Origin of the sequence: Gaetbulibacter jejuensis (assembly GCF_039524015.1) — a bacterium.
Taxonomy (GTDB): Bacteria; Bacteroidota; Bacteroidia; order Flavobacteriales; family Flavobacteriaceae; genus Gaetbulibacter_B; species Gaetbulibacter_B jejuensis.
This window is the reverse complement of the sequence record NZ_BAAAGF010000001.1, coordinates 562,884-588,296: the sequence shown is the minus strand read 5'-3', so window position 1 is coordinate 588,296 and position 25,413 is coordinate 562,884. Positions and strand designations below refer to the sequence as shown.

Here is a 25,413-nt window from a genome sequence, read left to right as displayed (position 1 = left end):
CTTATTAAAACGAATTTATAGCCGACAACATATCTTCAAACTTTGCTTGTACTTCATCATCATATTTGGTATCACCTATAACTTCTCCATTAGATAAGGTTGTTTTATAAAATCTAATACCTGCAATAGTATTTGTGTTTAAATCGATATCAGCTTCGGCATAAGCAATTTTATTTCCTTGCGCATCGGTTTTATAATCAAACAACAATACTTGTGTAAGTGTTAGTTTATCCTTGTGTTTTCCATAAAACTGTGTGGTTTGATTTGAATATTGCTCTAAATTAAAAGGTAAATTATCTAAAGGAGCTTCTTTGTCAAATCGTTGCATACCTTTCATGAGTCTTTCGGTTGCATTTTCGTTGTCACTTAAATCAAACTTTAATATAAAATTCTCTAAATAAGAAGTTACTTCAAAACGTTGTTTAGGTGATACATACGAAGTAATTTCTTTATTTTCAAGATAATAGTAGTTTGTAGTTATCTCTGTTTGATTTTCATTCTTTTGAGTTCTAATAGCTTTATAAAGTTTCCCTTTATTAGAGTAATAGTATGTAGTGACTGTGTTGTTTTCTATAGATGTCGTTTGGTATAGTAACTCGTTTTGGTAGCTAAATGTATTATGACTACTACCATTTTTCAACTTAATGGTTTCTTCCACAAGCTGCCCTTCTCCATTGTATTTGTACGTATGCTTTCTGTTTTCTTTTGAATTACTAAACTCAAAAACACGTTTATGTAGCTTACCTTTTTTATAAGTGTTTTTTGATGTTGACCAAGTATTATCTTTAAAATTCTGAATGTGATAATTGTCTATAAATCCATCCTTACTGAATCGATACGTTGATTTCTCTATTGGTTCTTTATCAAGATTATAACTAACAGTTTCTACTATATTAACAGGTTGTAAAAACCCATAATCTTGAGTAGTAACTTTTGGTAGCGATTGCGCTTGCAGATGATTTAAAGAGATTAAAAAAAAGCTGAAAGTCAGCAAAATGTGTTTAAGTACCATAATTTTTGTATATAATCTGTAAAAATATATGCTCAACTTATTTGTTACAATACGACATTTGCCCTACTTCTATCATTATCTTTTATATTTTTACAGCCTACAAAAAAGAAAGTCATTTTATGTCTCTACTCTCATATATTACCAAAAACACTAACTTTCCAGAATTATCAGTAAAAAACACCATTAGCTTGCTTAACGATGCGTGTACTGTTCCGTTTATTTCACGTTACAGAAAAGAAGCTACAGGAAATCTGGACGAAGTTCAAATAGGTGATATTGTAAAATACAAAGAACTCTTTGAGGCGCTTGAAAAACGTAAAACAGCCATTTTAAAAGCACTTGAAGAACAAGATGTTTTAACGTCAGAATTAGAGCAAAAAGTAAACAATGCTCAAGATATTACAACACTTGAAGATATTTACTTGCCATACAAAAAAAGCCGAAAAACAAAAGCTGATACTGCTAAAGCTAGCGGATTAGAACCTTTAGCTAAAATCATAATGAGTCAAAACGCTCACGATATTGAAAGCATAGCATATAAATATGTAAAAGATGCTGTTGGTTCGGTTGATGATGCTCTAGAAGGCGCGCGACATATTATTGCCGAATGGATTAATGAACGTACTGACGTAAGAAACAATATTCGTTATCAATTAGAACGTTTTGCAACCATTGCAACTAAAGTTGTTAAAAAGAAAGTTAATGAAGAAGATGCTCAAAAATTCCGAGATTATTTTGATTGGAGCGAGTCGTTGAGTCGTATTCCTTCACATCGTTTGTTAGCTATTTTACGTGCCGAAAACGAAGGTTTTATTCGTGTGAAAATTGAAATTGATGATGAACGTGCTTTAGATAAAATAGCACAACGTATTATAAAATCTGACAATGCGTGTTCCGACCAAATCGAGATTGCTATAAAAGATGCATACAAACGCTTATTGTTGCCATCATTGAGCAATGAAGCGTTACAAAATGCCAAAGAAAAAGCCGATGAAGCTGCGATAACTGTTTTTGCAAAAAACCTAAAACAATTGTTATTGGGTTCACCATTAGGAGAAAAACGTATTTTAGCTATAGATCCTGGTTTTAGAACCGGTTGTAAAGTAGTGTGTTTAGATGCGCAAGGGCAACTTAAACACAATGAAACCATTTATCCGCATGCACCTAAAAACGATAGCACAGGCGCAATAAAAAAAATAAGCACACTTGCCGAAGCATATAATATTGAAGCTATTGCTATTGGAAACGGAACCGCTTCGCGCGAAACAGAATCAATTATCAGACGTATTCGTTTTAAAAATGATATTCAAGTATTTGTGGTAAGTGAAGCAGGAGCTAGTATTTATTCGGCTTCAAAAATTGCTAGAGACGAGTTTCCTAATTACGATGTTACGGTAAGAGGTGCAGTTTCTATTGGTCGTCGTTTGCAAGATCCGTTGGCAGAGTTGGTTAAGATTGATGCAAAATCTATTGGTGTTGGTCAATATCAGCATGATGTTGATCAAACTAAGCTAAAAACCGAACTAGATACTGTTGTAGAAAGTTGCGTGAATGCTGTTGGCGTTAATCTAAATACAGCAAGTAAAAGTTTGTTGAGTTATGTGTCTGGAATTGGCCCTAAATTAGCCGAAAACATTGTGAGTTATCGTGATGAACATGGTGCATTTTCATCAAGAACCGATTTAAAAAAAGTACCACGTTTAGGAGATAAAGCTTTTGAGCAAGGATCGGCATTCTTAAGAATTAAAGATGCAAAAAATCCGTTAGACGATTCTGCTGTGCATCCTGAAAGCTATAGTATTGTAAAAGCTATTGCAAAAAATGAAGGAAAACGTGTTTCAGAGCTTATAGGGAATTCTGCCGTTTTAAATGGTATTGATTTAAAACCCTATTGTACAGATACCGTTGGTTTGCCAACACTTAAAGACATCGTAAAAGAACTTGAAAAACCAGGTTTGGATATTAGAGAACAAGCCAAAGTGTTTACCTTTAATCAAAACATAAAAACCATCAATGATGTACAAGAAGGTCAATTGCTTCCAGGAATTGTCAATAATGTAACCAATTTTGGAGCTTTTGTTGATATTGGAATTAAAGAAAGCGGCTTAATTCATATTTCAAACTTGTCAGATGGTTTTGTAAGTGATGTTAGTGCGCATATTAGTTTGCACGAACAGGTCATTGTAAAAGTTTTAGAGGTTGATATTCCGCGTAAGCGCATTCAATTAAAACTACATAAATCATGAATTGGATCATCTTAATTATCGCAGGATTATTTGAAGTTGCCTTTGCTTTTTGTTTAGGAAAGGTAAAAGAAACCTCAGGAAACACGTCTACCTATTGGTTTTTAGGGTTTTTATTATGTTTAGCTATTAGTATGTGGCTTTTGGTAAAAGCCACCCAAACCTTACCTATAGGAACTGCTTATGCAGTTTGGACAGGTATTGGTGCTGTAGGCACTGTTTTGGTTGGCATTTTTGTGTTTAACGAACCTGCTAATTTTTGGCGTGTCTTTTTTATTTCAACCTTAATTATCTCTATTGTTGGACTAAAATTTGTGTCTCAACATTAAGTTCTAATTTAAAATTATTCTAACATCTTTAACGCTTAAAAATGCTTAACTTTACGTAAAAAGAAAGACATTATGTTATCAAAAAAAATAGAAAAAGCGTTAAATGATCAAATTAGAGTTGAAGCCGAATCTTCTCAAATCTATTTAGCTATGGCTTGTTGGGCTGAAGTAAAAGGACTTGAAGGAGTTGCTGGTTTTATGTACTCACAATCTGATGAAGAACGTGCGCATATGCTCAAACTAGTTAGATATGTAAACGAACGTGGTGGACACGCTCATGTATCTGCCTTAAATGCACCAAATGTGACCTTTAAATCCTTTAAGGAAATGTTTGAAAAACTATTTGAACACGAAGTATTTGTATCAGAAAGTATTAATGAGTTAGTGCATATTGCGTTACAAGAAAAAGACTATTCTACTCACAACTTCTTACAATGGTATGTAAGCGAACAAATAGAAGAAGAAGCAATGGCTCGTACAATTCTTGATAAAATAAATATGATAGGAGACGATAAAGGTGGCTTGTACTTATTTGATAGAGATATTCAACAAATAACAATAAGCACAGCTGCTTCTGAAAGCCCTGAATAATTTTTAACAGTTAATTTTATTTAGAATTAATTAAAATAATTTATTTTTGCCTCATATTCTACAAGTTAGTAACCGTTGGGCAAGAAGAAAAAAGAAAAAAAACAACAAAAAAAAGCTTTAAAAACCTTACATAAAGCAGGTATTATTAATGCTAACAAGGTAAAAAGCAAGTGTTGTGAAAAATATAAAAAAGGTGAAAACAAGCGTTGTGGCAAATGTCCTTGCTTTGATTTACTTAAAAAAGTTGCATAAAAAATGCGTTAGAAATTTCTAACGCATTTTTTTTACACCACCTATTTTCCAGAGAAAATCTCTTTCAATTGTGTTACGATGTTGCCATTACCTGCTACAGTAATTTCGCCAATTTTATCGGCAATTTTTTCAACATACTCCATCTCTTTAAGCTTATACAACATATCGTTTTCTTCCATTAGTTTTGCTGTGTTTAGCAAACTACGTGTAGAAGCTGTTTCTTCACGACGTGTAATAATATTGGCTTGAGCGCGCTTTTGAGCAACTAAAACCTGGTTCATGATTTCTTTCATTTCACCTGTTAAAATCACATCTCTAATACCGCAGTTCAAAACGTTTACACCCAACTTGGTTGCACTTGCTTTTACGTCTTCAAACACTGCTTCTGCAATATTATCTTTACGCTCTAACAATTCATCCAAAGTGTAAGCTCCAACATAAGCACGCAACGCTAACTGCATTGTAATGTACAATTGCTTTTCGTAGTCTTTGTTTTCCAAAAGTGCTTTTTCAATATCTGTAACTTTATACTGTGTATAAAAGTTGATACGGATTGCAGCTTTGTCTTTTGTCAACAATTCCTGACCAGAAATTTCCAATTGCAATTGACGCAAATCGGCTTTAGCGATTTTAATGGTTGTATCGTTTCGCCAGAATCTGTATGTACCTCCATCTAAAGTTTTGGTATACATATCATCAACCAAAAGCACTGCTTTTTCATAAGTTGCAACTTCAAATGCGCGAATGTATTTGCTCAATTCATAATTGCTGAATAGTGACTTGTCAATTTTTTCAGTAATATAAATCTTGCTCAAATCGGCACGTACAAACTCACGCTCAATCAAACCCTTCCAGTACACGTAGCGTCCAGCAGTTAAAACCGTTTTGAAGTTACCTTTTTCGTAAACTAAAACTAGTTCTCCATCTTTAACCTCAACAACGTCTAACATTGCTTTTAGCGTTTCGTCTTTTAGTAAGAGTTCTAACGCTACTGGAGCCACAAAGGTATTAGCAAGGTCATACATCAATACACGTTGATTAAAACCTAGCCAGTGTTTTCCTTGTGTAATTACTCTTAAGTAATCACCTTTTTTGAAAACCAAACCTACTTTTCCTGCATTAATTCTTACTCGTTTCATTGTTTCTAATTATTTAAATTAAACATTCTAATTTGCCCACTATGGACGTGGCAAAACCTGTAACGGAAGGGTTGCCTGCTTCATCGCCAAATAACGAGTTCATTTGGTTTTGAAGTTTATTTTTAAATTTTCATTCTCTTTTAATTAAAATAGCAGATTGCAAATCATCTTTTCGGTACGGAAATACTCATAGTAATAACTGCAACTAAACGTGTTGAGCAATGGGATTAAAAATGCGAAATCAAATGCATGACTCTAGTTGATAATCTAACTACAAAACCAATTTAGCTTTAGTATATTACAAATCAGTATTTCAAGGTACTTTCAAGATTGCTCGTCAAAAAACCTTTTGATTTATTACTTGCTGATTTACAACCTGACTATTTTGTCAATTTTTGATGAGCAGTTTTGACCAACTGCATTGCTATCAGTTTTACAAGGTGATAAGCTTCATCCTACATTATGAGTGTAGTGCTCTAACCAAACTGAGCTACAAAGCCTAAAATGGTGGCTTTGACAGGAATCGAACCTGTGCAACTAAAGAGACATTTTTACAGAATGTCAACTGTTCGCTAGAACCGAAATCTAGTGCGTCTACCATTTCCGCCATATCCAAATACTGAATAGTGGGACTCGAACCCACAAGAACTGGTGGTTTTTATTTTGGTAAAAAACCATAACCTTCAAGTCTAGTTGAATATGAAACAGTGATACGAAACCGCAACCTTCCATACAATAGTGCTATACCGAAACACCCAACAAGACTAGCTTGATACTATTTCCTGCGTAGGCAGGAATCTTTTATTGTGGAACAGACAGAAATTGAACCTGTATCCTCGCATTTTCAGTGCGTCGCATTGACTAACCCTTCGACTTCGCTCAGGACATGCTTTGCTACTGTTCCAAATTAAAGTGTCTATCAAGAGTCGAACTTGATCCTAGAAGACGATACTTCTCATGCGAGCCGTTACACCATAGACACTTTTTAAATCTCCTTTCTTTTATAACAAGTTATTTAACCTATTCTGAAACCAATTAGTTTTGGTTTGCACTTCATTTTTCTTTTGAGAACTTTCGAGTTTTTGTTCTTTACTTTTAACAAACTTTCTCTTTTTGTTCACTCTAGAAATAGCATCATCAGTGTAGTTAAAAAACTCATTGTTTAATGCAAATAGCTTAGCTTCTTTTATAGCTTCTTCAGCTAAATCAAATTCGCCTTTTACTTCGTATAAAAATCCTTGATTTATCATAATTATTGCTTTATCAATTCCTTTTACAGTTAACGCAAAGTCAATTAATTGCTGAGCTTCATCTAGATCACCATAGTTTATTAAAAACCTAATGTACTCTGCATAAACATTTGGTATTTCAAGACTTACAGCCAAAGCCTTTTGGTAGTAGCTTTTTGCTAATTCAAAATCTCCTAATTGCTCTACTTGTAACTGAGCCATTAAGCACAATGCTCTTACATTTTCTGGTTCGTAAGACAATGCGTAATTGAGTGCTTCAACAGCTTTTTCCAATTCCCAAGGATATGCCTCAATAGCACGAAACAAATAGATGTTATGTAAATTATTTTCCATGATGTTACTTCATAAATTATTAATGTTTTAAAGGCCTCACAACTTTTGTGTGCTCTAAAACTGATCGGATAATTGTATTGCTGAATTTTTGAAATAAAAAAATCCGAAACAGTTAGTTTTGCTTCGGATTTTTCTCTGGAAAGTATATTCTAAAGAAAGTACCGAAACCTCATGAGTGATTCTACTTGATCACTACTTAATGTTTGAAATGCTATAAAATACTTTAGCATGGTTTCTTGTTTTTAATTATTATTTTTTATTGCAGGATCTGTTTTCATTTCTGCGATGCAAATATGAAAACGATTTTTTTAATACACAAATAAAATTTTGATTTAAAATATTGATTTTCAGTAGGTTAAAACAATAAAATGGCTGTCCGAATTACTTCAGATATTCTAGATTTCATGCAAAAGACTGTCTCTCAATCGCTTAATCTTCAATGGACTTTATTTTAGTTTCTTAAAAATTTGTTCAAAAAAAAATGGTTTTTTTCATAAAAAAAGCGTCCAATTTCTTGGACGCTTGCTGTTATTATATAATTAGTTGATTTAATTCACTCCTAAAATTAATTAAAAATAGCAATAAAACGTCCTATAGGGAAAAGATTTGTCATCTCAATTCCACGATAATCACACTGACTAAACAGTAATCCTGGTGCTTTATGTACTATTATTTTTTTCATTTGTGATGCAAATATGAGTATTATTTAAGTTTATTCAAAGAAAAAATTAGATAGAAGTTAATCTTTCTGAACCCTTTTATTTCATTGAAAAAAATGGCAAAAAATATCTTTATGTTGATAAATTGTTAAGAAGAATATTTAACACATTTCATTTCATTTAGAATAATTTATCACTTTTACATTATCTTATTAGATACACTATAATTCGTTATTACTTATGGAAATTTTACACATTACTAAAAGAAATTTTAGCCAGAAACCTTTTGAATTAAGCAAAATCACAAACGCTATTTTAAAGGCAATGAAAGCGGTTGAAAATGGAGAATTTGGAGACGCTCAACTTATAGCAAATAACGTTTATGACGTATTGTTACAAAGGAAAAATCAGGATAAAGATTATTTGCCTACGGTTGAGGAAGTGCAAGATGTTGTAGAAGATAAATTAATGGAAAGTTCTTTTCACGATGTTGCAAAAGCTTACATTTTATACAGAAACAAACAAGCTTTAAGTCGTAAGAGTAACATTTTTGAAAAACGTGTAAACTTAAAACCTTACGAGTATCCTCAATTATACGAATATGTTCCAGCAATTCGTCATTCATATTGGATACATACCGAGTTTAATTTCACAAGTGATATACAAGATTTCAAATCAAATCTTTCTGAAGTAGAAAAATCTGCTATAAAAAATACGATGCTTGCAATTTCTCAAATTGAGATTGCAGTAAAAACGTTTTGGGGAGATATTTACCATAGAATGCCAAAGCCTGAAATAGGATCTGTAGGTTCAACATTTGCAGAAAGTGAAGTAAGACATGCTGATGCATACTCGCACCTTCTTGAAATTTTAGGACTAAACAAAGAATTTGAAGAGCTAAAGAAAAAGCCAGTAATCATGAAGCGTGTGCAGTATTTAGAAACTGCATTAAAAAACGCTAAAAGTGAAAACAATCAAGAATATGCAGAGTCTGTATTATTGTTCTCATTATTTATTGAGCACGTGTCTTTATTCTCTCAATTCTTAATCATTATGGCATTCAACAAGCATAAAAATATGCTTAAAGGTATCTCTAACGTAGTTGAAGCAACATCAAAAGAAGAGCAAATTCATGGAGATTTCGGTATAGATATCATCAATATTATCAAAGATGAGCACCCAGAGTGGTTTGATGCAAGCTACAATACCATGATTCAAGATATGTGTAAAGAAGCCTATGTTGCTGAAAGCAAGATTGTAGATTGGATTTTTGAAGAAGGCGAATTAGATTTCTTACCAAAAGCAGTTGTAAACGAGTTTATTAAAAACCGTTTCAACAAATCTTTAGAAAGCATTGGTATTGAAAAAGTATTTGATATAGACGAAACACTACTTACACAAACCGAATGGTTTGATGACGAGATTATTGGTACAAAACATGGCGATTTCTTTGTAAAACGCTCTATCAATTACAGTAAAAGAACACAAAGTATAACAAGCGACGACTTATTTTAACCAGACTATTTTTATAACCTATGGAGAACAAAACAATACACCAGCCGCAACTACAAGATCAAAAAAACACAACTGATGAACTAGTAAATGCCCGAAAAGAATTTTTAACCAACACGAAAAAGGAAGAAGGATTTGAGTGGTTAAACGAATACAGTCAACAGTTTTTAGAATCAGGATACTTAACCGAAGGCGTAACGCCCAAGCAACGTATTAGAGAAATTGCTGAACGCGCAGAACATATTCTTCAAATTCCTGGATATGCAGATAAGTTTTATCACTATATGTCTGAAGGGTTTTTCTCTTTAGCGTCTCCAGTTTGGTCTAACTTTGGTAAAGAACGTGGTTTACCAATAAGCTGTTTTGGTTCTCATATTGATGATGACATGGGTAATATTCTTTACACACAGTCAGAAGTTGGTATGATGTCAAAATTAGGTGGTGGTACTTCTGGGTTTTTTGGTAAAATTCGTCATAGAGGAGCTCCTGTAAAAAACAATGGGCAAGCATCTGGTGCAGTTCATATTATGCAGTTGTTTGAGTCTATGGTTGATGTGGTTAGTCAAGGTTCTGTACGTCGTGGTCGTTTTTCTCCATATTTACCAATTGAGCATCCAGATATTAAAGAGTTTTTAGAAATAGGTACTGAAGGTAACCCAATACAGCAGTTAACACATGGTGTAACAGTTACCAACAAGTGGATGGAAGAAATGATTGCTGGTGATGTTGAAAAACGTACTATTTGGGCAAAAGTATTACAAAGTCGTGGTGAAATGGGTTACCCTTATGTATTCTTTACAGACAATGCTAACAATGGTAAACCAGAAGTTTATAAAGATAAAAACCACAGCATACACGCAAGTAACTTATGTACTGAAATTATGTTACCATCAAACGATGATTGGTCGTTTGTATGTGTACTTTCTAGTATAAATGTATTACACTACGATAAGTGGAAAAGCACAGACGCAGTAGAAACTATGATTTATTTCTTGGATGCTGTAATAACAGAATTCATTGAAAAACTAGAAGTATATCGTGATTCTGATAATAGAGATGACCGTCAAACATTCTTGTTTATGGAGCGTGCTTACAACTTTGCAAAAGAAAACCGTGCTTTAGGATTAGGTGTTTTAGGATGGCACTCTTTATTACAGTCTAGAATGCATGCCTTTGATAGTCAAGAAGCATTTAACTTAAACCGTGAAATCTTTAAAACTATAAAAGAGCGTTCATACAAAGCTTCAGAAGAGTTGGCTGTAAAATTTGGAGAGCCTAAAGTATTAAAAGGTTACGGTCGTAGAAACACAACATTAAACGCTGTAGCACCTACAACATCTTCGGCGTTTATTTTAGGACAAGTATCTCAAGGTATTGAGCCAATATGGTCAAATATTTATGTAAAAGATATTGCTAAAATAAAAACAACAATAAAGAATCCTTTCTTGGAAAATTTATTAGAAGAAAAAGGACAAAACACTACCGAAGTTTGGAGAAGCATTAGAGATATGGATGGTTCTGTACAACATTTAGAGTTTTTAACAGAACAAGAAAAAAACGTGTTTAAAACGTACTCTGAAATTGACCAATTAGATGTAGTTTATCAAGCATCAGCAAGACAAGAATTTATAGATCAAGGACAATCTGTAAACATTATTGTACATCCTGAAATGCCTGTAAAAGAAATAAACAACATTCATGTTACAGCTTGGAAGCTTGGTTTAAAATCATTGTATTACCAACACAGTATGAATGCTGCACAAAAATTCAAACAGAAAAAAGAGTGTACAAGCTGTGAGGCTTAATCACAATATTAAATAATAAAAAAACCGCTCGAATGAGCGGTTTTTTTATTGCAGTTTATTTACTCAACATCAAAAGTTCATTACAAACTATTTCAGTAGTATAGTGTTTTTTACCTTCTTTGTCTTCCCAAGAGCGATTGGTAAGTTTCCCTTCAACCGCAATTTCTTGTCCTTTAGAAATATAATTCTCTACTACTTTTACAAGACCACCACGAACAATAATATTATGCCAGTAAGCGCGTTCTACTTTGTTTCCGTTTTTGTCTTTATAGCTATCATCTGTAGCTAAAGAAAATTTGGCAATTTTATTATCATCATCAAAATTTACAATTTCAGGATCCTGTCCTAATCTACCAATCAACTGTACTTTGTTTCTAAGCGTGTTCATAATTTTAATTTTTTAAATGTTAAACAGTTAATACTATCGAGTTCTTATGTTACTGAAGTGCATCCAGTATTAATTCGACACTGCAAATATGAAACAGATACCAAAATTTATTCGGTTATTAACTGTTTAAATTCGTTTGTAAATGTTTGTAGTCGTTTGTAAACGAATAATTTGTATATTGTATACAAGCTAAATCGCTATTAATAATCACTTATAAATGAAAGCATTATTAGAAACTGAACGTTTAATTCTAAGAGAGATATTACCTACTGATATTGAAGGTATGTTTGAATTAGATTCTAACCCAATAGTCCACAAATACTTGGGCAATAAACCTGTAAAGACCAAACAGGATTCAGAAAAAATAATACAATCCATTATAAAACAATACGAAGAAAGAGGAATTGGTCGTTGGGCTGCTATTGAAAAATCTACAGGAGATTTTATAGGTTGGTCAGGGTTAAAACTTAATACAGGTGAAAAAGATTCTTTAAACGGAAAACAAGATTTTTATGATATTGGTTATCGCTTTATTCCTCGATATTGGGGAAAAGGTTACGCAACCGAATCGGCTATTGTTGCATTAGATTATGGCTTTAAAGTAAAACAATACAAAACCATTGTAGGAGTTGCTCTTACAGATAATATTGGCTCAAATAAAGTGCTTCAAAAAATTGGATTACAACATATTGAAGTTTTTGATTGTGAAGGCGAAAAAGCCTCTTGGTATGAATTAAAACTAAACGATTATGAAAAAAACTTGTCCTGAATGTGGTGAGAAAATAGTTGGCAGAATTGATAAAAAATTCTGTAGCGATGCTTGTCGGAATTCATATAATAACAGAGTGAATAAAGACAGTAAAAACTTAATACGAAACACCAACAACCGACTTAGAAAAAACTACAGAATTCTTGAAGCACTAAACCCTGAGCAAAAAACTAAAACCTCGAGAGCAAAACTTATTGAAAAAGGGTTTGACTTTAATTACATAACAAGTATTTATACAACCAAAGCAGGTACTGTTTATTACTTTGTTTACGACCAAGGCTACTTACCCATTGAAGGCGACTACTATGCACTGGTAAAGCGAGAAAGTTAAACTGTAACATTTAAAGTAAATGTCCAACTAATAGTGTATTCAATAATTAAATTTTCATGCTTCCATTTTTATCAACCTCACCATTTCTAATTATAGGCATTGTTATTCTTATTCTTAGTATAATTGGAATAACATCATACTACTTCAGTTCAAAACAAACTATACTACGAATTTTAGCAAAGACACCTTATAAACCTGTAAGTAGTTTTAAAAGCAATGAATTTGTTAAGGTAAGTGGTAAAGCGTTGCATGTTCAAAACCCTTTGATTGCTCCACTTAGTAAAAGAAAGTGTATTTTCTATTATATTAAAATTGAACAGAAGAAAAGCAATGGCAAAAATTCGTATTGGAGAACCTTAATTGAAGAAGAGCGATTTCAGGATTTCTTTATTGAGAGTAATGGCAATATGGTTATTATTAAGCCAACTCAACATCCAAAAAACTATAAAAGTCATTTAGTAATTGACAAGAAAACATCTTCAGGTACTTTTAACAATCCTACTCCAGAATTTGAATCTCTTTTAAAAAGGTATAATATAGACTCAACAGGGTATTTTGGATTCAATAAAACGCTTCGTTACAAAGAAGGTATAATTGAAATTGGAGAAACCATAACGGTTGCTGGAATAGTAAAATGGAAAAACCTTAGCGAACCTATTCCTGAATATAACTACTCCAAAATAGCAACTTTAGAAAGTGATGTTAAACAAAAAATTATAATTACAGATTTGCCTGAAACCGTGAACTTTAAAAGACATTAAATTACTTCCAGTTATGTCCTTTTAACTGCATTGCTGCTTTTAAAATATCCTTTTGGCTAATTTGACCTACTAGCTTACCGTTTTCAACAATAGGAAAACGACGCCTTTTAGAATTTAAAAATTTATTAGCAGCATCAAACACGTTCATGTTGCCATCTATAGTCTCAACATCTCTTATCATGCGCTTTTCAACATTGTCTTGAGCCATTGGCATATTGTAATATCTGCTATCACTTATTTGCTTTAGGCAATCTCCTTCTGAAATTATACCTACAAGTTCGTTTTTATCATTAACCACAGGTCCTCCAGAAATCTTATTTCGTATTAAAGATTCGATAACTTCTTCAACTGACTGTTCTGGTTTAAAAGTTATTAAACTGGTTGACATGTAATCGCTCACTTTTAACTGTGTGCTTTCAGTAGCGTTAATTTGTTGCTTTCTGGCACCTTGAAAACTCTTAATTCCCATAACTAATTATTAATAATGTTAGTCTTAAATTTACTGATTTAAAACGACTTAACCTAACTATATTTTTATAGGAAATAATTTTGTAAATTTAGAAGACTAACTAACACGCTTTCCTATGTTTAAAAAAATTATAGCTTTTCTACTCTTAATTATTGCTATTTATTGGAGCTTTTCTGCCCTAATGCCTAACAAAATAAGTCAGCTAGATGCCAATGACAATACCTTTTCTACACAACGTGCATTGGTTCATTTAAAAGAAATATCAAAAGCACCTCATTATGTTGGTTCTCCCGAACACGAAAATGTAAGAAACTATATTATTGAAGAATTAGAAAAATTAGGTTTAGAAACTCAAGTTCAAGACGGTTACAGTTACAATAAAAAATGGGGAAGCTTAACCAAACCTAAAAACATTTTAGCAAGACTAAAAGGGACTGATAACTCCAAAGCGCTTATGCTACTTACACATTATGATAGTAATCCGCATTCATCAATTGGATCTAGTGATGCTGGATCTGGTGTGGTAACAATTTTAGAAGGGTTAAGAGCTTACCTACACGAAGGTAAACAGCCTAAAAATGATATTATTATTTTAATTTCTGATGCTGAAGAATTAGGACTTAATGGAGCTGAACTGTTTGTAAATAATCATGCTTGGGCAAAAGACATTGGTTTAGTATTAAATTTTGAAGCCAGAGGAAGTGGAGGGCCAAGTTACATGCTTATTGAAACCAATGGAGGCAACCAAAATATGGTTAAAGGTTTTATTGAAGCCAACCCTAAATATCCTGTAGCAAACTCACTCGCATATAGCGTTTATAAAAAACTACCTAATGATACTGATCTCACTATTTTTAGAGAAGATGGAGACATTGAAGGCTTTAATTTTGCATTTATTGACGACCATTTTGATTACCATACCGCTTTAGACAATTATGAACGCTTAGATAGAGAGACACTGGAGCACCAAGGCAGTTATTTAATGCCTCTACTCTACTATTTTAGTGATACTAACTTAAATAATTTAAAAAGTGATGTAGATGACGTCTATTTTAATGTACCGCTATTTAAAACTGTAAACTATCCTAATACATGGATTTTTCCAATGCTTATTATTGCCATTGTATTATTTATTGCATTGGTATTTTATGGTATTAAAAAAAGAATGCTTAACTCAAAACATATGCTTATTGGTATTTTACCAGGAATTGCTGCTTTAGTTATTAATGGAGTAATTGGGTACTTTGGATGGAGTGTTTTAAAAGCAATATATCCTCAGTATAATGAAATACTACATGGTTTTACTTACAATGGTTACATCTATATTTTAGCATTTACCTTCCTTTCGGCAGGTGTGTGTATGTGGTTGTACAACAAAGTGTACAAACCCGAAAATACTGCAAGCTTGGTTGCTCCTCCTCTACTGCTCTGGATAGTTATTTCAGCAGTTATGGCTTTTGAACTTAAAGGTGCTAGTTTCTTGATTATTCCTGTGTATTTTGGTTTAGTGAGCTTATTTATTCTTGTAAGACAAAAACACCCTAACTTAATTTTAATGGCACTGTTGCTGTTTCCTGCATTAATGATTTTATCACCTTTTGTAAAAATGTTCCCTGTAGGATTAGGCCTAAAAACTATTATTGCTACTACTCTTTTAGTGTCGCTTATATTTTCACTTTGTATCTCGCTATTTGGGTTTTCTAGATATAAAAATAGATGGTCTTACTTATTGTTTTTCTTAGCTATTTGTTGCTTTATTTCAGCACATTTAAAATCTGATTTTAATGAAGAACGTCCAAAACCAAATAGTTTGGTTTACATCTTAGATAGCGACAAAAACGAAGCTGTTTGGGCTACTTACGACAATATTTTAGACCCTTGGACTGAAAGCTACCTTACTGACAATCCAGACCATATAGATTCACTGTCAAAATTCACCATTGCCAGTAAGTATAAAACTCAATTTACGTTTACTAAAAAAACTAACATTAAACCCTTAAAACACCCTTACATTGATGTTAAAAAGGATACTATTGTAGATGGTAAAAGAGAAATAAAACTATTTATTTCACCTCAACGAAATGTGAATAGATTGGAGCTATTTTCTGATTCTACCAACGTGTTTTTATCCTTTAACGTTAACGGTTACACTATTCCTAAAGCTGAAAGTGAAACCTATGTTTTTGAAAACAGAAGGTTCAATAGGCTATTTAGTTATTTTGTTGCAGATGATAAATTTTTAGAACTTGAGTTTACTGTTCCTGAAAATCAAAGCACAAAAATTGATTTACTTGAAGCCTCATTTGATATGTTAGATAATCCTCTATTTAGAGTTCCAAAACGTCCTGCAGACATGATTCCAAAGCCATTTGTATTAAATGATGCTGTGGTTATTAAAAAAACCATACAAATTGATTAAATATTAGCAAGTTTTTAAGACCTATTCCCATATATTTTTATAGTTTTAACGCTTTAAATTTTATGACATGAAAAAGTTTTTACTTCTATCTATAACAATGATTGCTCTTAGTGCAAGCGCGCAAACTAAGTCTGAGCTTGAAAAACATTTTGAAAAGTATTACAAGCAAATGACAGCACAAGGTGATATTCAAGGCATTATAAATGCCATGACTCATTTAGACGTACTTAACCCTACTCAGGCAAGAAAAGACACATTGGCATACGTTTATGCTTCTGAAGGAAGACACCTAGAAGCATTAAACACTATTGGTATTGATAAAAACCCAACAGACTCTAATATCAATGTAGAAGTAAAAGCATTATCCTTAAAAGCACTTAATCAACCTAAACGCGCTTTAGAGCATTATGAAGTCCTTTTTCAAAGACAAGCAAATGCGTATTTAGCTTATGAAATTGCCGATTTAAAAATTCAGTTAAACGATTTAGCTGGAGCAAAAACAGCTATTGAATATGGGTTAACCAATGCAACTAGCGATATGAAGCGCACTTACTACGAAATGCAAACACCTTATCAAGTATCATTAAGTGCTGCTTTAACTTACTTAAGAGCAATATTAATTTTTAACGAAGACAAAGAAGCGAATACTAATGAGGCTGTAGCTGTATTAAACAGAGCTTTAGCTACTGATCCAAACTTTAATTTAGCTAAAATTAGTAAAGAGGCTTTACAAGCAAGAGCTGCTAAGGAGTAAATAAGTTTTATTAAAGCGGCTTCTCAATATTATTTGCATCCAGTTCAAACTTCTTGTTGATTTGAAAGTTGAGATTGGACATAGCAACCAAAACCTCTTTAATATTCATTAAAACCTCTTCCTTTGGGATATTTGTTAATTCAATTGTATTGTTAAGCTTTAGAATTTTTGTTTCCAAAGCAGTAACTCTAGATTTTATAATATCTGTATCAACATTTTCAGGTGTTTCTTCTTTAAGTTGAAATACAAATGATTTAACTATAGAATCGTTAGCTGAAAAGAAAGACAAATCACCTTTTTTTAAAAACTCAACCTGCGTATTAAGTTCATGAAGTTTTTGCCAATCCATGATTTTAGTTTTAGAAGCATTACTTAAAATATAATCATCAAAAGCTAATGCTTCAATGTCATTTGAGCTTATTTTATTTGTATCTTCTGTTTTTACATCATCTGTTGTTTGTAATTCTTTTTTTGATCTAGAATTACAACTAAGCATAATAACACAACAAATGAGTAATAGTATATGGCTTAAAGCACGCATAGTATTTCTTATAGGTTTTAATGCAACAAGGTGTAAATATAACTAAACTTGATGGTTTAAACATTAGTATAAAATTAGAGAATAATTTTTTGTTTTAAGTTTTAGGTACTCTTTATTCTTATTATTTTTGAACGAACAAATAATTTCAAAAAAATGCCAAAGATTTTAGTAATTGGTGCATGTGGACAAATTGGTTCTGAGTTAACTTCAAAACTAAGAGAAACCCATGGAAAAAATAATGTTATTGCTAGCGATATTAATTACAACAATTTAGATGTTGTCAACTCTGGTGTTTTTGAAATTGTCGATGCCCAAGATTATGCTTCAGTTAAAATTTGTGTTGAAAAACATCAAATAGACACCATATATCTTATGGCTGCTATGTTGAGTGCTACTGGAGAAAAATATCCTATGAAAGCTTGGGATTTAAACATGAACTCACTGTTTCATGTATTAAATCTTGCTAAAGAAGGTTTTATTAAAAGTGTATTTTGGCCTTCTAGTATTGCAGTCTTTGGACCAACAACACCTAAGGACAACACACCTCAATACACAGTAATGGAACCAACAACAGTTTATGGTATTACAAAACAAGTTGGTGAGCGTTGGTGCGAATATTATAATAGCAAATATGGTGTTGATGTTAGAAGCATAAGATACCCTGGAATTATTAGTTGGAAAACATTACCTGGTGGTGGAACAACTGATTATGCCGTTGAAATTTACCATAAAGCAATTACTGACAAAAATTACGAGTGTTTTTTATCTGAAAACACAGAGCTTCCAATGATGTTTATGGACGATGCTATTGAGGCTACGGTAAAATTAATGCAAGCACCTGCTGAAAACATCAGTATTCGTTCTTCATATAATTTAGCAGCTATCAGCTTTACTCCTAAAGACATTTATAGCGCAATTAAAAAACATATTCCTGATTTTGAAATATCATATAACCCAGACTTTAGACAACAAATTGCTGATAGTTGGCCAAAATCTATTGATGACTCTGAAGCTAGAAAAGACTGGAATTGGAACCATACCTTTGATATGGAAAAAATGACTTCTGAAATGATCACCCAACTACAAAAGAAGTATCAGAGTTCTGAAAAATAATTATTAAGAAATAGTATTAAATAAAAAATCCCATCGAAATCGATGGGATTTTTTTTGCTCCTCCTCTTGGGCTCGAACCAAGGACCCTCTGATTAACAGTCAGATGCTCTAACCAACTGAGCTAAGGAGGAGTGTTTCTTTTCGCTTTTGCGAGCGCAAATATATGTTATTTTTTAATTTCAACAAATTTATTTGAAAAATATTTCTATTTAAATAATGCTTTAAAGATATCATTACCGTTAGCAAATAATACTAAAGCAATAAGAATGAAGAAACCAACCATTTGAGCACGCTCTAAAAACTTTTCACTTGGTTTTCTTCCTGATATCATTTCATAGAGTAAAAACATTACATGACCTCCATCTAAAGCTGGTATTGGCAATAAATTTAATACACCCAACATAATTGATAGAAACGCTGTAAGCGCCCAAAAATCTTGCCAGCTCCAAGTGTCTGGGAACACGTCGTAAATAGCCTTAAAACCTCCTACACCTTTATATGCTCCTGTTTTTGGATTGAATATTTTTTTAAGCTGTTCGCCATAACTAGCAACTTGGTCTTTAAACTTTAATAGTCCTGCTCCAAAACTTTCACCAAAAGTGTAATCGGTCTTAACGATATCATAATAGCCTAAGCGTTCTAAGTCATTAAGATCCCCTCCTGCTTTAATTTCAAATTTACCGTCTTCAACCTTAAGCGTCTTTGTTAATTGTTGACCATCTCTTAAAATACCAACATCAATTGTCTTGTGTGTTGCAGTTAAAGAATCCATTATTGCATCATACTGGTCATAATACTTTAAAGATTTTCCGTTTAAAGAAACAATAACATCTTTAGGTTGTAAACCTGCAGAAGCGTTTACAGATGTATCAGGAATTTTTTCTAAGATAAAAGGATAGCGTAACGAGAAAAAACTCTTGCTTTCACTAGAACTGAATTGACCTAAAAAATCTTCAGGAAGCACAACTTCTTTAGTCTCGTTACCACTTAAAATTGTAAGTTTTTCAGCAGAAATAATTTTTCTTCTTATTTGTGATACAGTTTCAATCTCTTCGTCATTGATAGCTATAACCTTATCCCCTGTTTTTATTCCTAAGTCTTTTAATATTGGGTTAGTCACCATGTAACCATCCTTCACACTACTTGATGTAATATCAATATCACCATAAGCTAATGAAATAAATACATAAATAACGTAAGCCAAAATAAAGTTAACCGTTACACCACCAAGCATAATAATTAAACGTTGCCATGAAGGTTTAGATCTAAACTCCCAAGGTTGTGGTGGTTGTGCCATTTGCTCCTTGTCCATGCTCTCATCAATCATTCCTGAGATTTTAACATAACCTCCTAGTGGCAACCAACCAATACCATAAACAGTCTCTCCTATTTTCTTTTTAAATAACGAGTATTTTACATCAAAGAATAAGTAGAATTTTTCTACTCTGGTTTTAAATGCTTTTGCTGGTATAAAGTGTCCTAATTCGTGAAGCACGATTAGAAGTGAAAGACTCAATAAAAATTGAGATATTTTAATTACAAACTCCATGTATCTCTTAAAAAATTAAGCCACAAAAATAACTTTTTAACCGCATTTTGAAAACATTATGTAAACTATTCATTAGTTTTTTAACACAGATTTATTAATTATTCCTTCGTTGGTTTGAAGTTGAACAAAAAGTAATCCTGTTGAAAAAGGAGTTGTGTCAATTATGGAAGTCCATTCGCTATTGTACAATAGTTGACCCAAGGCATTATAAACCCTTACTTCTTCTACTTGTAAAAAGTCAGGTTTTTTTATGTTTAACGTTTCAGAAACTGGACTCGGATAAATAAGTAGTTTATTATTAAAAGCTTCTTCGTTAATGCTCAATGACACTGTATTGTTTCTTGAAATTAAATCGGCTTCAGGATCAAAAATAACAGTATCTACAATAAAATTAACGCTCTCATTGAAGACTTGATTGTTTATTGTGTTATCTAGTACTAAATCAAGCGTCTCACCTTCAGTCCCAATTAATCGAATAGGTACTGGAGCTTCAAAAAACGATACTGATGCATGACTTTGGGTTTGGCTAATTTCAATATCTATTTCTGTAGTTGACTGTTGCGTACAGTTTATGGTGTAACTAGGGTATCCTTCGTTATATAACCAGTCGCTAAAAAACTCTGTTAGGTCTTGCCCACTGGTGGTTTCGATAATATTAATAAAATCTGCTGTTTTTGCATAGTCATAAGCATGGTCTTCATCTACTAAATAAGTTTGAAGTCCTCCAAAAAACTCAGTATCTCCAAGTTTTTTTCGTAGCATGTGCAATACCATTGCGCCTTTATTATAACTTAATCTACCACTAAAAATCCTACCAACAGTTAACGTGTCGGTATCTGATAAATACACAGCTCCATCAGGTGCTGATGTAATGGAATTTGTGCGTTGCTGTTTCCAAGTTCTAAAAGCATCATTACCGTCTAACTCATCAATTATAATTCCTGATAAGTAAGTCGCAAAACCTTCATTAAGCCAAATATCTTTCCAGCTACCACAAGTTATTTTATTTCCAAACCATTGGTGTGCTAGCTCGTGTGCAATAAGATTTCTGCTAAAATTTCCCATAAATGAAACCGTTGTATGTTCCATTCCACCTCCCCAACCAAACTGAGCATGACCGTATTTTTCGTCAGCAAAAGGATATTCTTCAAATAAATCAGAAAAAATATTCATTATATCAACAGTAACTGGAGTACTAGCTTGAGCGCTTGCTAAGTTTTCAGGAAACACATAATTGACAATATCAAATGGGTTACCATTGTTAGATACTGTATGCGAATACACTTCATAATTAGTAACCGCAATTGCTATTAGATATGCAGGAATTGGGTGACGATGCTTATATAGTGTGGTTTTATCGCTTCCGTTTGTGGTTTGACTTATTTCCAAACCGTTTGACACAGCAACATATGCTTCGTTTGAAGGATTAAATTGAGGCGTTGTTAAATACACATCAACAGAGTCTATCTTATCAATTAAATCTTGTTTACAAGGCCACCAACCTTTAGCTCCATAAGGCTCGGATAATGTCCATATTATTGGGTCTCCATTATGAGTTGTTTGTTCAAAAGAACCAAACCCAGAACTTATGGGATTACCAGAGTAACTTATAGTCAAAGAATCTAGCACACCTGCATTTTGTACAGCAGGAAGTGTAATTATGAGTTCATCATCAGAGTTTTGTGTATACGATAATGTATTACCATTATGTAACACTTGCGAAACGGTCATGTTATCAGCAAGGTCAAAAGTAATTTCGGTTAACGCTTCTTTAGCTTCAAAATAAGTGGTGACATCTCCTGAAATAAATGACACCGAAGGGTCAACATTTAATTCTAATCTATGATATTTTAAATCATAATTACCTGTATTGAGATTTGCTCTGTAGAACATTTGGTTGAGCGCTGCTTTGGCTTCAGCTTCTCTAATAGTGTTCAAAGTTTCATTAAAATCTTGCCCAAAAGCAGTAATTGAAAGGACAAAAAACAGGTAAGGTAAAAATGTTCTCATAGCTTTAATTTATCATGTTAAAAATACCACTTTTATGGGTATTGTGTCGTATTTTTGTATTCAAATCTTACGTTTTCACCTCAAAATCAAGCAAAATGCTGTCTTTTTTTAAAGAATACAAATTTTTCGGAATTGTTTTATTAATCGTTTCGGCAATTATAATTTCAATATTCTATTCTATTTTAAAACCTAAAAAAGTACTTCCTATTTATCAACCTGCAATGGTGAATTATGAAATGGTTGACAGCACTATTCAGCACCAAAAAAAGTATCATAAAATTGCAGACTTTTCCTTAACAAATCAAAACGGACAAACCATAACCCAAAACGATTACAAGGATAAAATTTATGTGGCGGATTTCTTTTTTACAACCTGTCAAACCATTTGCCCAATAATGACAGACCATATGTATAAAATACAAAAGGAAATAATTGATGATGATGAAGTAATGCTATTATCGCATTCGGTTACTCCAAAAATTGATTCTGTTGCGCAGTTAAAACGCTATGCAAAACAAAAAGGCGTTAATGACAAAAAATGGAACTTGGTAACAGGTGACAAAAAGCAAATTTACGAGCTTGCTAGAAAAAGTTACTTAGCAGTTAAAACCGTTGGAAGTGGTGATGAGTATGATATGATTCATACCGAAAACTTTATGCTTATTGACAAAAAACGCCAAATAAGAGGTTTTTATGATGGTACAAAACCTGAAGATATTACACAATTATTAGAAGACATTGAAACATTAAAGCAGGAAAAACCTTAGATTTTTGTTAAGCATTTTTTTACCCTGAATATTTCTCTTATTTTTGCTTCTTTAAAATCAATCTAAATAAGCTTGCAACACACTATAGCACATTTAAAACGTGGTCAAAAAGGAATTATAAAAGATGTTTCATCTGTTCATATTCCTTTAAAATTATTGGAGATGGGTTGTTTACCTGGTAATAGTGTAGAGCTGTTACATGTAGCGCCTTTTTCGGACCCAATGTATTTGAATATTAATGGATCGCATTTAGCTATTAGAAAAGAAACTGCTGTTCATATTTTAATTGATATTGTTATATGAGTAAGCAAATTAACGTAGCGCTTATTGGTAATCCCAATACAGGAAAAACATCAGTTTTTAATGCCTTAACAGGACTCAACCAAAAAGTTGGTAATTATCCAGGAATTACTGTCGATAAAAAAGAAGGTGTTTGCAAACTGCCTCGTGGTGTAAAAGCCCATATTATTGACCTTCCTGGAACTTATAGCTTAAACGCCTCTTCACTAGATGAAAATGTAGTTATTGAGCTACTTTTAAACAAAAACGATAAAGATTTTCCTGATGTAGCTGTTGTTGTTAGCGATGTTGAAAATTTAAAGCGTAACCTTTTATTATTTACCCAAATTAAAGACTTAGAAATACCAACTATTTTGGTAATTAACATGTCTGACAGAATGGATTATAAAGGTATTTCTTTAGATATTGAGTATTTAGAAAAAGAGCTTAACACAAAAATAGCACTAGTGAGTACCAGAAAAAATACTGGTATTTCTGAGCTTAAAACGCTCATTTCAGATTATAAAAAACTATCTACAAAGGGATGTTTAAACGCTTCTGAAATTGACAAAGCCTATTTTGAAAACCTTCAAAATGCATTTCCAGATCAGCTACTATACAAACTTTGGTTAGTCATTACACAAGATGTTAATTTTGGCACTGTTGAAAGACAAGAGTTTGATAGTTTAGAAGATTTTAAAACCAAAAGTAAAGCCGATTTAAAACGACTTCAGCAAAAGGAAACCATTAAGCGCTATCAGTTTATAAACAATGTGCTTAAAAAAGGACAAACCATAGACCTTAAAAACGCTAAGGACCTTCGTATTAAACTAGACAGGATTTTAACGCACAAAGTTTGGGGTTATGTAATTTTCTTTGCCATTTTACTATTAATGTTCCAAGCGGTTTATAATTGGGCAGCTTACCCAACCGATTTGATTGATGAAGGGTTTGCTACTTTAGCCGATTGGGTAAAAAACACCTTACCTGAAGGCGTATTCACAAATTTATTAGCCGAAGGTATTATTGCAGGAATAGGTGGTATTATGGTATTTATTCCACCTATTGCATTCCTCTTTTTCTTTATTGCTCTACTAGAAGAAAGCGGTTACATGAGTCGCGTTGTATTTTTAATGGATCGTGTAATGCGTCGTTTTGGACTAAGCGGAAAAAGCGTAGTGCCTTTAATTTCAGGAAACGCTTGTGCTATTCCTGCTGTTATGGCTGCAAGAAATATTGAAAGCTGGAAAGAACGTCTAATTACCATATTGGTTACACCTTTTACAACGTGTTCTGCACGATTGCCAGTGTATGTTATCATTATTGCTTTGGTTATTCCAGACGGACGTTTCTTAGGTTTAAGCTACCAAGCATTAACCCTAATGTCTTTATATATTATTGGTTTTTTAACTGCTATATTTTCGGCTTATATATTAAACAAAGTGCTGAAAATAAAGAGCAAATCCTACTTTGTGGTTGAAATGCCTAGTTATAAATTTCCTTTGTTGAAAAATGTAGGGTTGACCGTTTTGGAAAAAACCAAAACCTTTGTATTCGAAGCAGGTAAAATCATTTTAGCCATTTCTATTGTATTGTGGTTTTTAGCTTCGTATGGTCCTGGAGAACGATTTAACGACGCTGAAAACATAGTAAAAACTGAAAGCCCTCAACTTTCTGAAGACGAATTGAATGATAAAATTGCTGCTCATAAACTAGAGTATAGCTATATAGGTATTGTTGGTAAAACCATTGAACCTGTAATTAAACCATTAGGTTACGATTGGAAAATTGGTATTGGGTTAGTCACTTCTTTTGCAGCTCGCGAAGTTTTTGTGGGAACACTTGCCACGATTTACAGTGTTGGTAGCGCCAATGATAACGAAGATGAAGACACCATAAAAAACAAAATGGCTGCCGAAACACACAACGATGGCACAAAAGTATTCACGCTAGCTTCAGGGATTTCTTTATTGTTGTTTTATGCCTTTGCAATGCAATGTATGAGTACATTAGCTATAGTAAAACGAGAAACTAATTCTTGGAAATGGCCAATGCTACAACTTATAACTATGAGTGCTTTTGCGTATATTGTTGCTTTATTGGCATTTCAATTTTTAAAATAAGATGAACGATACTAT

At 32.7% G+C, this 25,413-nt stretch carries 23 protein-coding genes and 3 tRNA genes; 15 read left to right on the top strand and 11 right to left on the bottom strand.

Translation table 11 applies throughout. The annotated features are described in order from the left end of the window. Positions 1–4: 4 nt before the first annotated feature. The gene (locus ABD011_RS02610; RefSeq protein ID WP_343795544.1) at positions 5–1,012 is read right to left on the bottom strand and encodes a hypothetical protein; all 1,008 of its coding nucleotides are present in this window, start codon (positions 1,010–1,012) and stop codon (positions 5–7) included. A 119-nt stretch (positions 1,013–1,131) separates the two neighbouring features. Here ABD011_RS02610 and ABD011_RS02605 point away from each other — a divergent pair, with 119 nt between their 5' ends. The 4 genes from ABD011_RS02605 to ABD011_RS02590 all read left to right on the top strand — a co-directional run bounded on the left by ABD011_RS02605 (position 1,132) and on the right by ABD011_RS02590 (position 4,427). Next, positions 1,132–3,258, top strand: coding sequence for a Tex family protein (locus tag ABD011_RS02605; protein ID WP_343795541.1), 2,127 nt, complete (start codon positions 1,132–1,134; stop codon positions 3,256–3,258). Beyond that, a complete protein-coding gene (locus ABD011_RS02600) occupies positions 3,255–3,584 on the top strand; it encodes a DMT family transporter (RefSeq protein ID WP_131506278.1) in 330 nt (109 codons plus the stop codon). The genes ABD011_RS02605 and ABD011_RS02600 overlap by 4 nt, the downstream gene beginning before the upstream one ends. 72 nt (positions 3,585–3,656) lie before the next feature. After that, complete coding sequence (locus tag ABD011_RS02595; RefSeq protein ID WP_129759643.1) at positions 3,657–4,175, top strand: ferritin; 519 nt, start codon at positions 3,657–3,659, stop codon at positions 4,173–4,175. Positions 4,176–4,250: 75 nt separating this feature from the next. After that, entirely contained in the window at positions 4,251–4,427 is a 177-nt protein-coding gene (locus ABD011_RS02590) for a hypothetical protein (protein WP_335973311.1), read from the top strand. Positions 4,428–4,468: 41 nt separating this feature from the next. Here the strand turns inward: ABD011_RS02590 and ABD011_RS02585 are convergent, their stop codons facing one another. From ABD011_RS02585 to ABD011_RS02570, 4 genes are all read right to left on the bottom strand, one after another. After that, a complete protein-coding gene (locus ABD011_RS02585; RefSeq protein WP_343795536.1) occupies positions 4,469–5,566 on the bottom strand; it encodes a slipin family protein in 1,098 nt (365 codons plus the stop codon). Positions 5,567–6,071: 505 nt separating this feature from the next. Further along, a tRNA-Arg gene (locus tag ABD011_RS02580) sits at positions 6,072–6,186 on the bottom strand. A gap of 187 nt (positions 6,187–6,373) precedes the next feature. Continuing rightward, a tRNA-Phe gene (locus ABD011_RS02575) sits at positions 6,374–6,470 on the bottom strand. A gap of 97 nt (positions 6,471–6,567) precedes the next feature. Continuing rightward, entirely contained in the window at positions 6,568–7,149 is a 582-nt protein-coding gene (locus ABD011_RS02570; RefSeq protein WP_343795534.1) for a tetratricopeptide repeat protein, read from the bottom strand. 899 nt (positions 7,150–8,048) lie between these two features. Between ABD011_RS02570 and ABD011_RS02565 the strand changes: the two genes are divergently transcribed. Continuing rightward, on the top strand, positions 8,049–9,323 hold the full coding sequence (locus ABD011_RS02565) for a ribonucleotide-diphosphate reductase subunit beta (protein ID WP_129759644.1): 1,275 nt from the start codon (positions 8,049–8,051) through the stop codon (positions 9,321–9,323). A 20-nt stretch (positions 9,324–9,343) separates the two neighbouring features. After that, a complete protein-coding gene (locus ABD011_RS02560; protein WP_131506279.1) occupies positions 9,344–11,125 on the top strand; it encodes a ribonucleoside-diphosphate reductase subunit alpha in 1,782 nt (593 codons plus the stop codon). Between the two features lie 55 nt (positions 11,126–11,180). Here the strand turns inward: ABD011_RS02560 and ABD011_RS02555 are convergent, their stop codons facing one another. Beyond that, on the bottom strand, positions 11,181–11,513 hold the full coding sequence (locus ABD011_RS02555) for a single-stranded DNA-binding protein (RefSeq protein ID WP_343795531.1): 333 nt from the start codon (positions 11,511–11,513) through the stop codon (positions 11,181–11,183). Positions 11,514–11,730: 217 nt separating this feature from the next. On the opposite strand from ABD011_RS02555, the gene ABD011_RS02550 reads away from it, so the two are divergent. From ABD011_RS02550 to ABD011_RS02540, 3 genes are read left to right on the top strand one after another with little or no spacing between them, the layout of a single operon-like run. Further along, a complete protein-coding gene (locus ABD011_RS02550) occupies positions 11,731–12,282 on the top strand; it encodes a GNAT family N-acetyltransferase (RefSeq protein WP_343795529.1) in 552 nt (183 codons plus the stop codon). Next, positions 12,263–12,613, top strand: a complete 351-nt coding sequence (locus tag ABD011_RS02545; protein WP_131506281.1) for a hypothetical protein — start codon at positions 12,263–12,265, stop codon at positions 12,611–12,613. Before ABD011_RS02550 ends, ABD011_RS02545 begins: the two co-directional genes overlap by 20 nt. Positions 12,614–12,669: 56 nt before the next feature. Next, positions 12,670–13,374 carry a hypothetical protein gene (locus tag ABD011_RS02540; protein WP_343795526.1) on the top strand — a complete coding sequence of 235 codons (705 nt, stop codon included), beginning with the start codon at positions 12,670–12,672 and terminating at the stop codon, positions 13,372–13,374. A gap of 1 nt (position 13,375) precedes the next feature. Here the strand turns inward: ABD011_RS02540 and ABD011_RS02535 are convergent, their stop codons facing one another. Then, positions 13,376–13,843, bottom strand: coding sequence for a CBS domain-containing protein (locus ABD011_RS02535; protein WP_134198420.1), 468 nt, complete (start codon positions 13,841–13,843; stop codon positions 13,376–13,378). A gap of 115 nt (positions 13,844–13,958) precedes the next feature. Between ABD011_RS02535 and ABD011_RS02530 the strand changes: the two genes are divergently transcribed. Beyond that, on the top strand, positions 13,959–16,262 hold the full coding sequence (locus ABD011_RS02530; RefSeq protein ID WP_343795524.1) for a M28 family peptidase: 2,304 nt from the start codon (positions 13,959–13,961) through the stop codon (positions 16,260–16,262). 67 nt (positions 16,263–16,329) lie between these two features. Beyond that, complete coding sequence (locus tag ABD011_RS02525) at positions 16,330–17,016, top strand: hypothetical protein (protein WP_134198418.1); 687 nt, start codon at positions 16,330–16,332, stop codon at positions 17,014–17,016. Positions 17,017–17,026: 10 nt separating this feature from the next. Here ABD011_RS02525 and ABD011_RS02520 read toward each other — a convergent pair whose 3' ends face one another. Continuing rightward, positions 17,027–17,557 (bottom strand): hypothetical protein, encoded by a 531-nt coding sequence (locus ABD011_RS02520; protein WP_131506287.1) that lies wholly within the window; start codon positions 17,555–17,557, stop codon positions 17,027–17,029. A 153-nt stretch (positions 17,558–17,710) separates the two neighbouring features. Between ABD011_RS02520 and ABD011_RS02515 the strand changes: the two genes are divergently transcribed. Beyond that, the gene (locus ABD011_RS02515) at positions 17,711–18,670 is read left to right on the top strand and encodes an NAD-dependent epimerase/dehydratase family protein (RefSeq protein WP_343795521.1); all 960 of its coding nucleotides are present in this window, start codon (positions 17,711–17,713) and stop codon (positions 18,668–18,670) included. Positions 18,671–18,727: 57 nt separating this feature from the next. On the opposite strand, the gene ABD011_RS02510 is transcribed toward ABD011_RS02515, so the two are convergent. The 3 genes from ABD011_RS02510 to ABD011_RS02500 all read right to left on the bottom strand — a co-directional run bounded on the left by ABD011_RS02510 (position 18,728) and on the right by ABD011_RS02500 (position 22,229). Further along, a tRNA-Asn gene (locus tag ABD011_RS02510) sits at positions 18,728–18,801 on the bottom strand. A gap of 74 nt (positions 18,802–18,875) precedes the next feature. After that, positions 18,876–20,219 carry an RIP metalloprotease RseP gene (gene rseP / locus ABD011_RS02505; protein WP_343795519.1) on the bottom strand — a complete coding sequence of 448 codons (1,344 nt, stop codon included), beginning with the start codon at positions 20,217–20,219 and terminating at the stop codon, positions 18,876–18,878. A gap of 72 nt (positions 20,220–20,291) precedes the next feature. Then, positions 20,292–22,229: a M1 family metallopeptidase gene (locus tag ABD011_RS02500; RefSeq protein WP_343795517.1), complete on the bottom strand. Its 1,938-nt coding sequence runs from the start codon at positions 22,227–22,229 to the stop codon at positions 20,292–20,294. A gap of 95 nt (positions 22,230–22,324) precedes the next feature. On the opposite strand from ABD011_RS02500, the gene ABD011_RS02495 reads away from it, so the two are divergent. From ABD011_RS02495 to feoB, 3 genes are all read left to right on the top strand, one after another. Further along, on the top strand, positions 22,325–22,996 hold the full coding sequence (locus ABD011_RS02495) for an SCO family protein (RefSeq protein WP_131506290.1): 672 nt from the start codon (positions 22,325–22,327) through the stop codon (positions 22,994–22,996). A 72-nt stretch (positions 22,997–23,068) separates the two neighbouring features. Beyond that, the gene (locus tag ABD011_RS02490) at positions 23,069–23,299 is read left to right on the top strand and encodes a FeoA family protein (protein ID WP_129759668.1); all 231 of its coding nucleotides are present in this window, start codon (positions 23,069–23,071) and stop codon (positions 23,297–23,299) included. Then, positions 23,296–25,398: a ferrous iron transport protein B gene (gene feoB / locus ABD011_RS02485; RefSeq protein WP_129759669.1), complete on the top strand. Its 2,103-nt coding sequence runs from the start codon at positions 23,296–23,298 to the stop codon at positions 25,396–25,398. The genes ABD011_RS02490 and feoB overlap by 4 nt, the downstream gene beginning before the upstream one ends. The last annotated feature ends 15 nt before the right edge of the window (positions 25,399–25,413 follow it).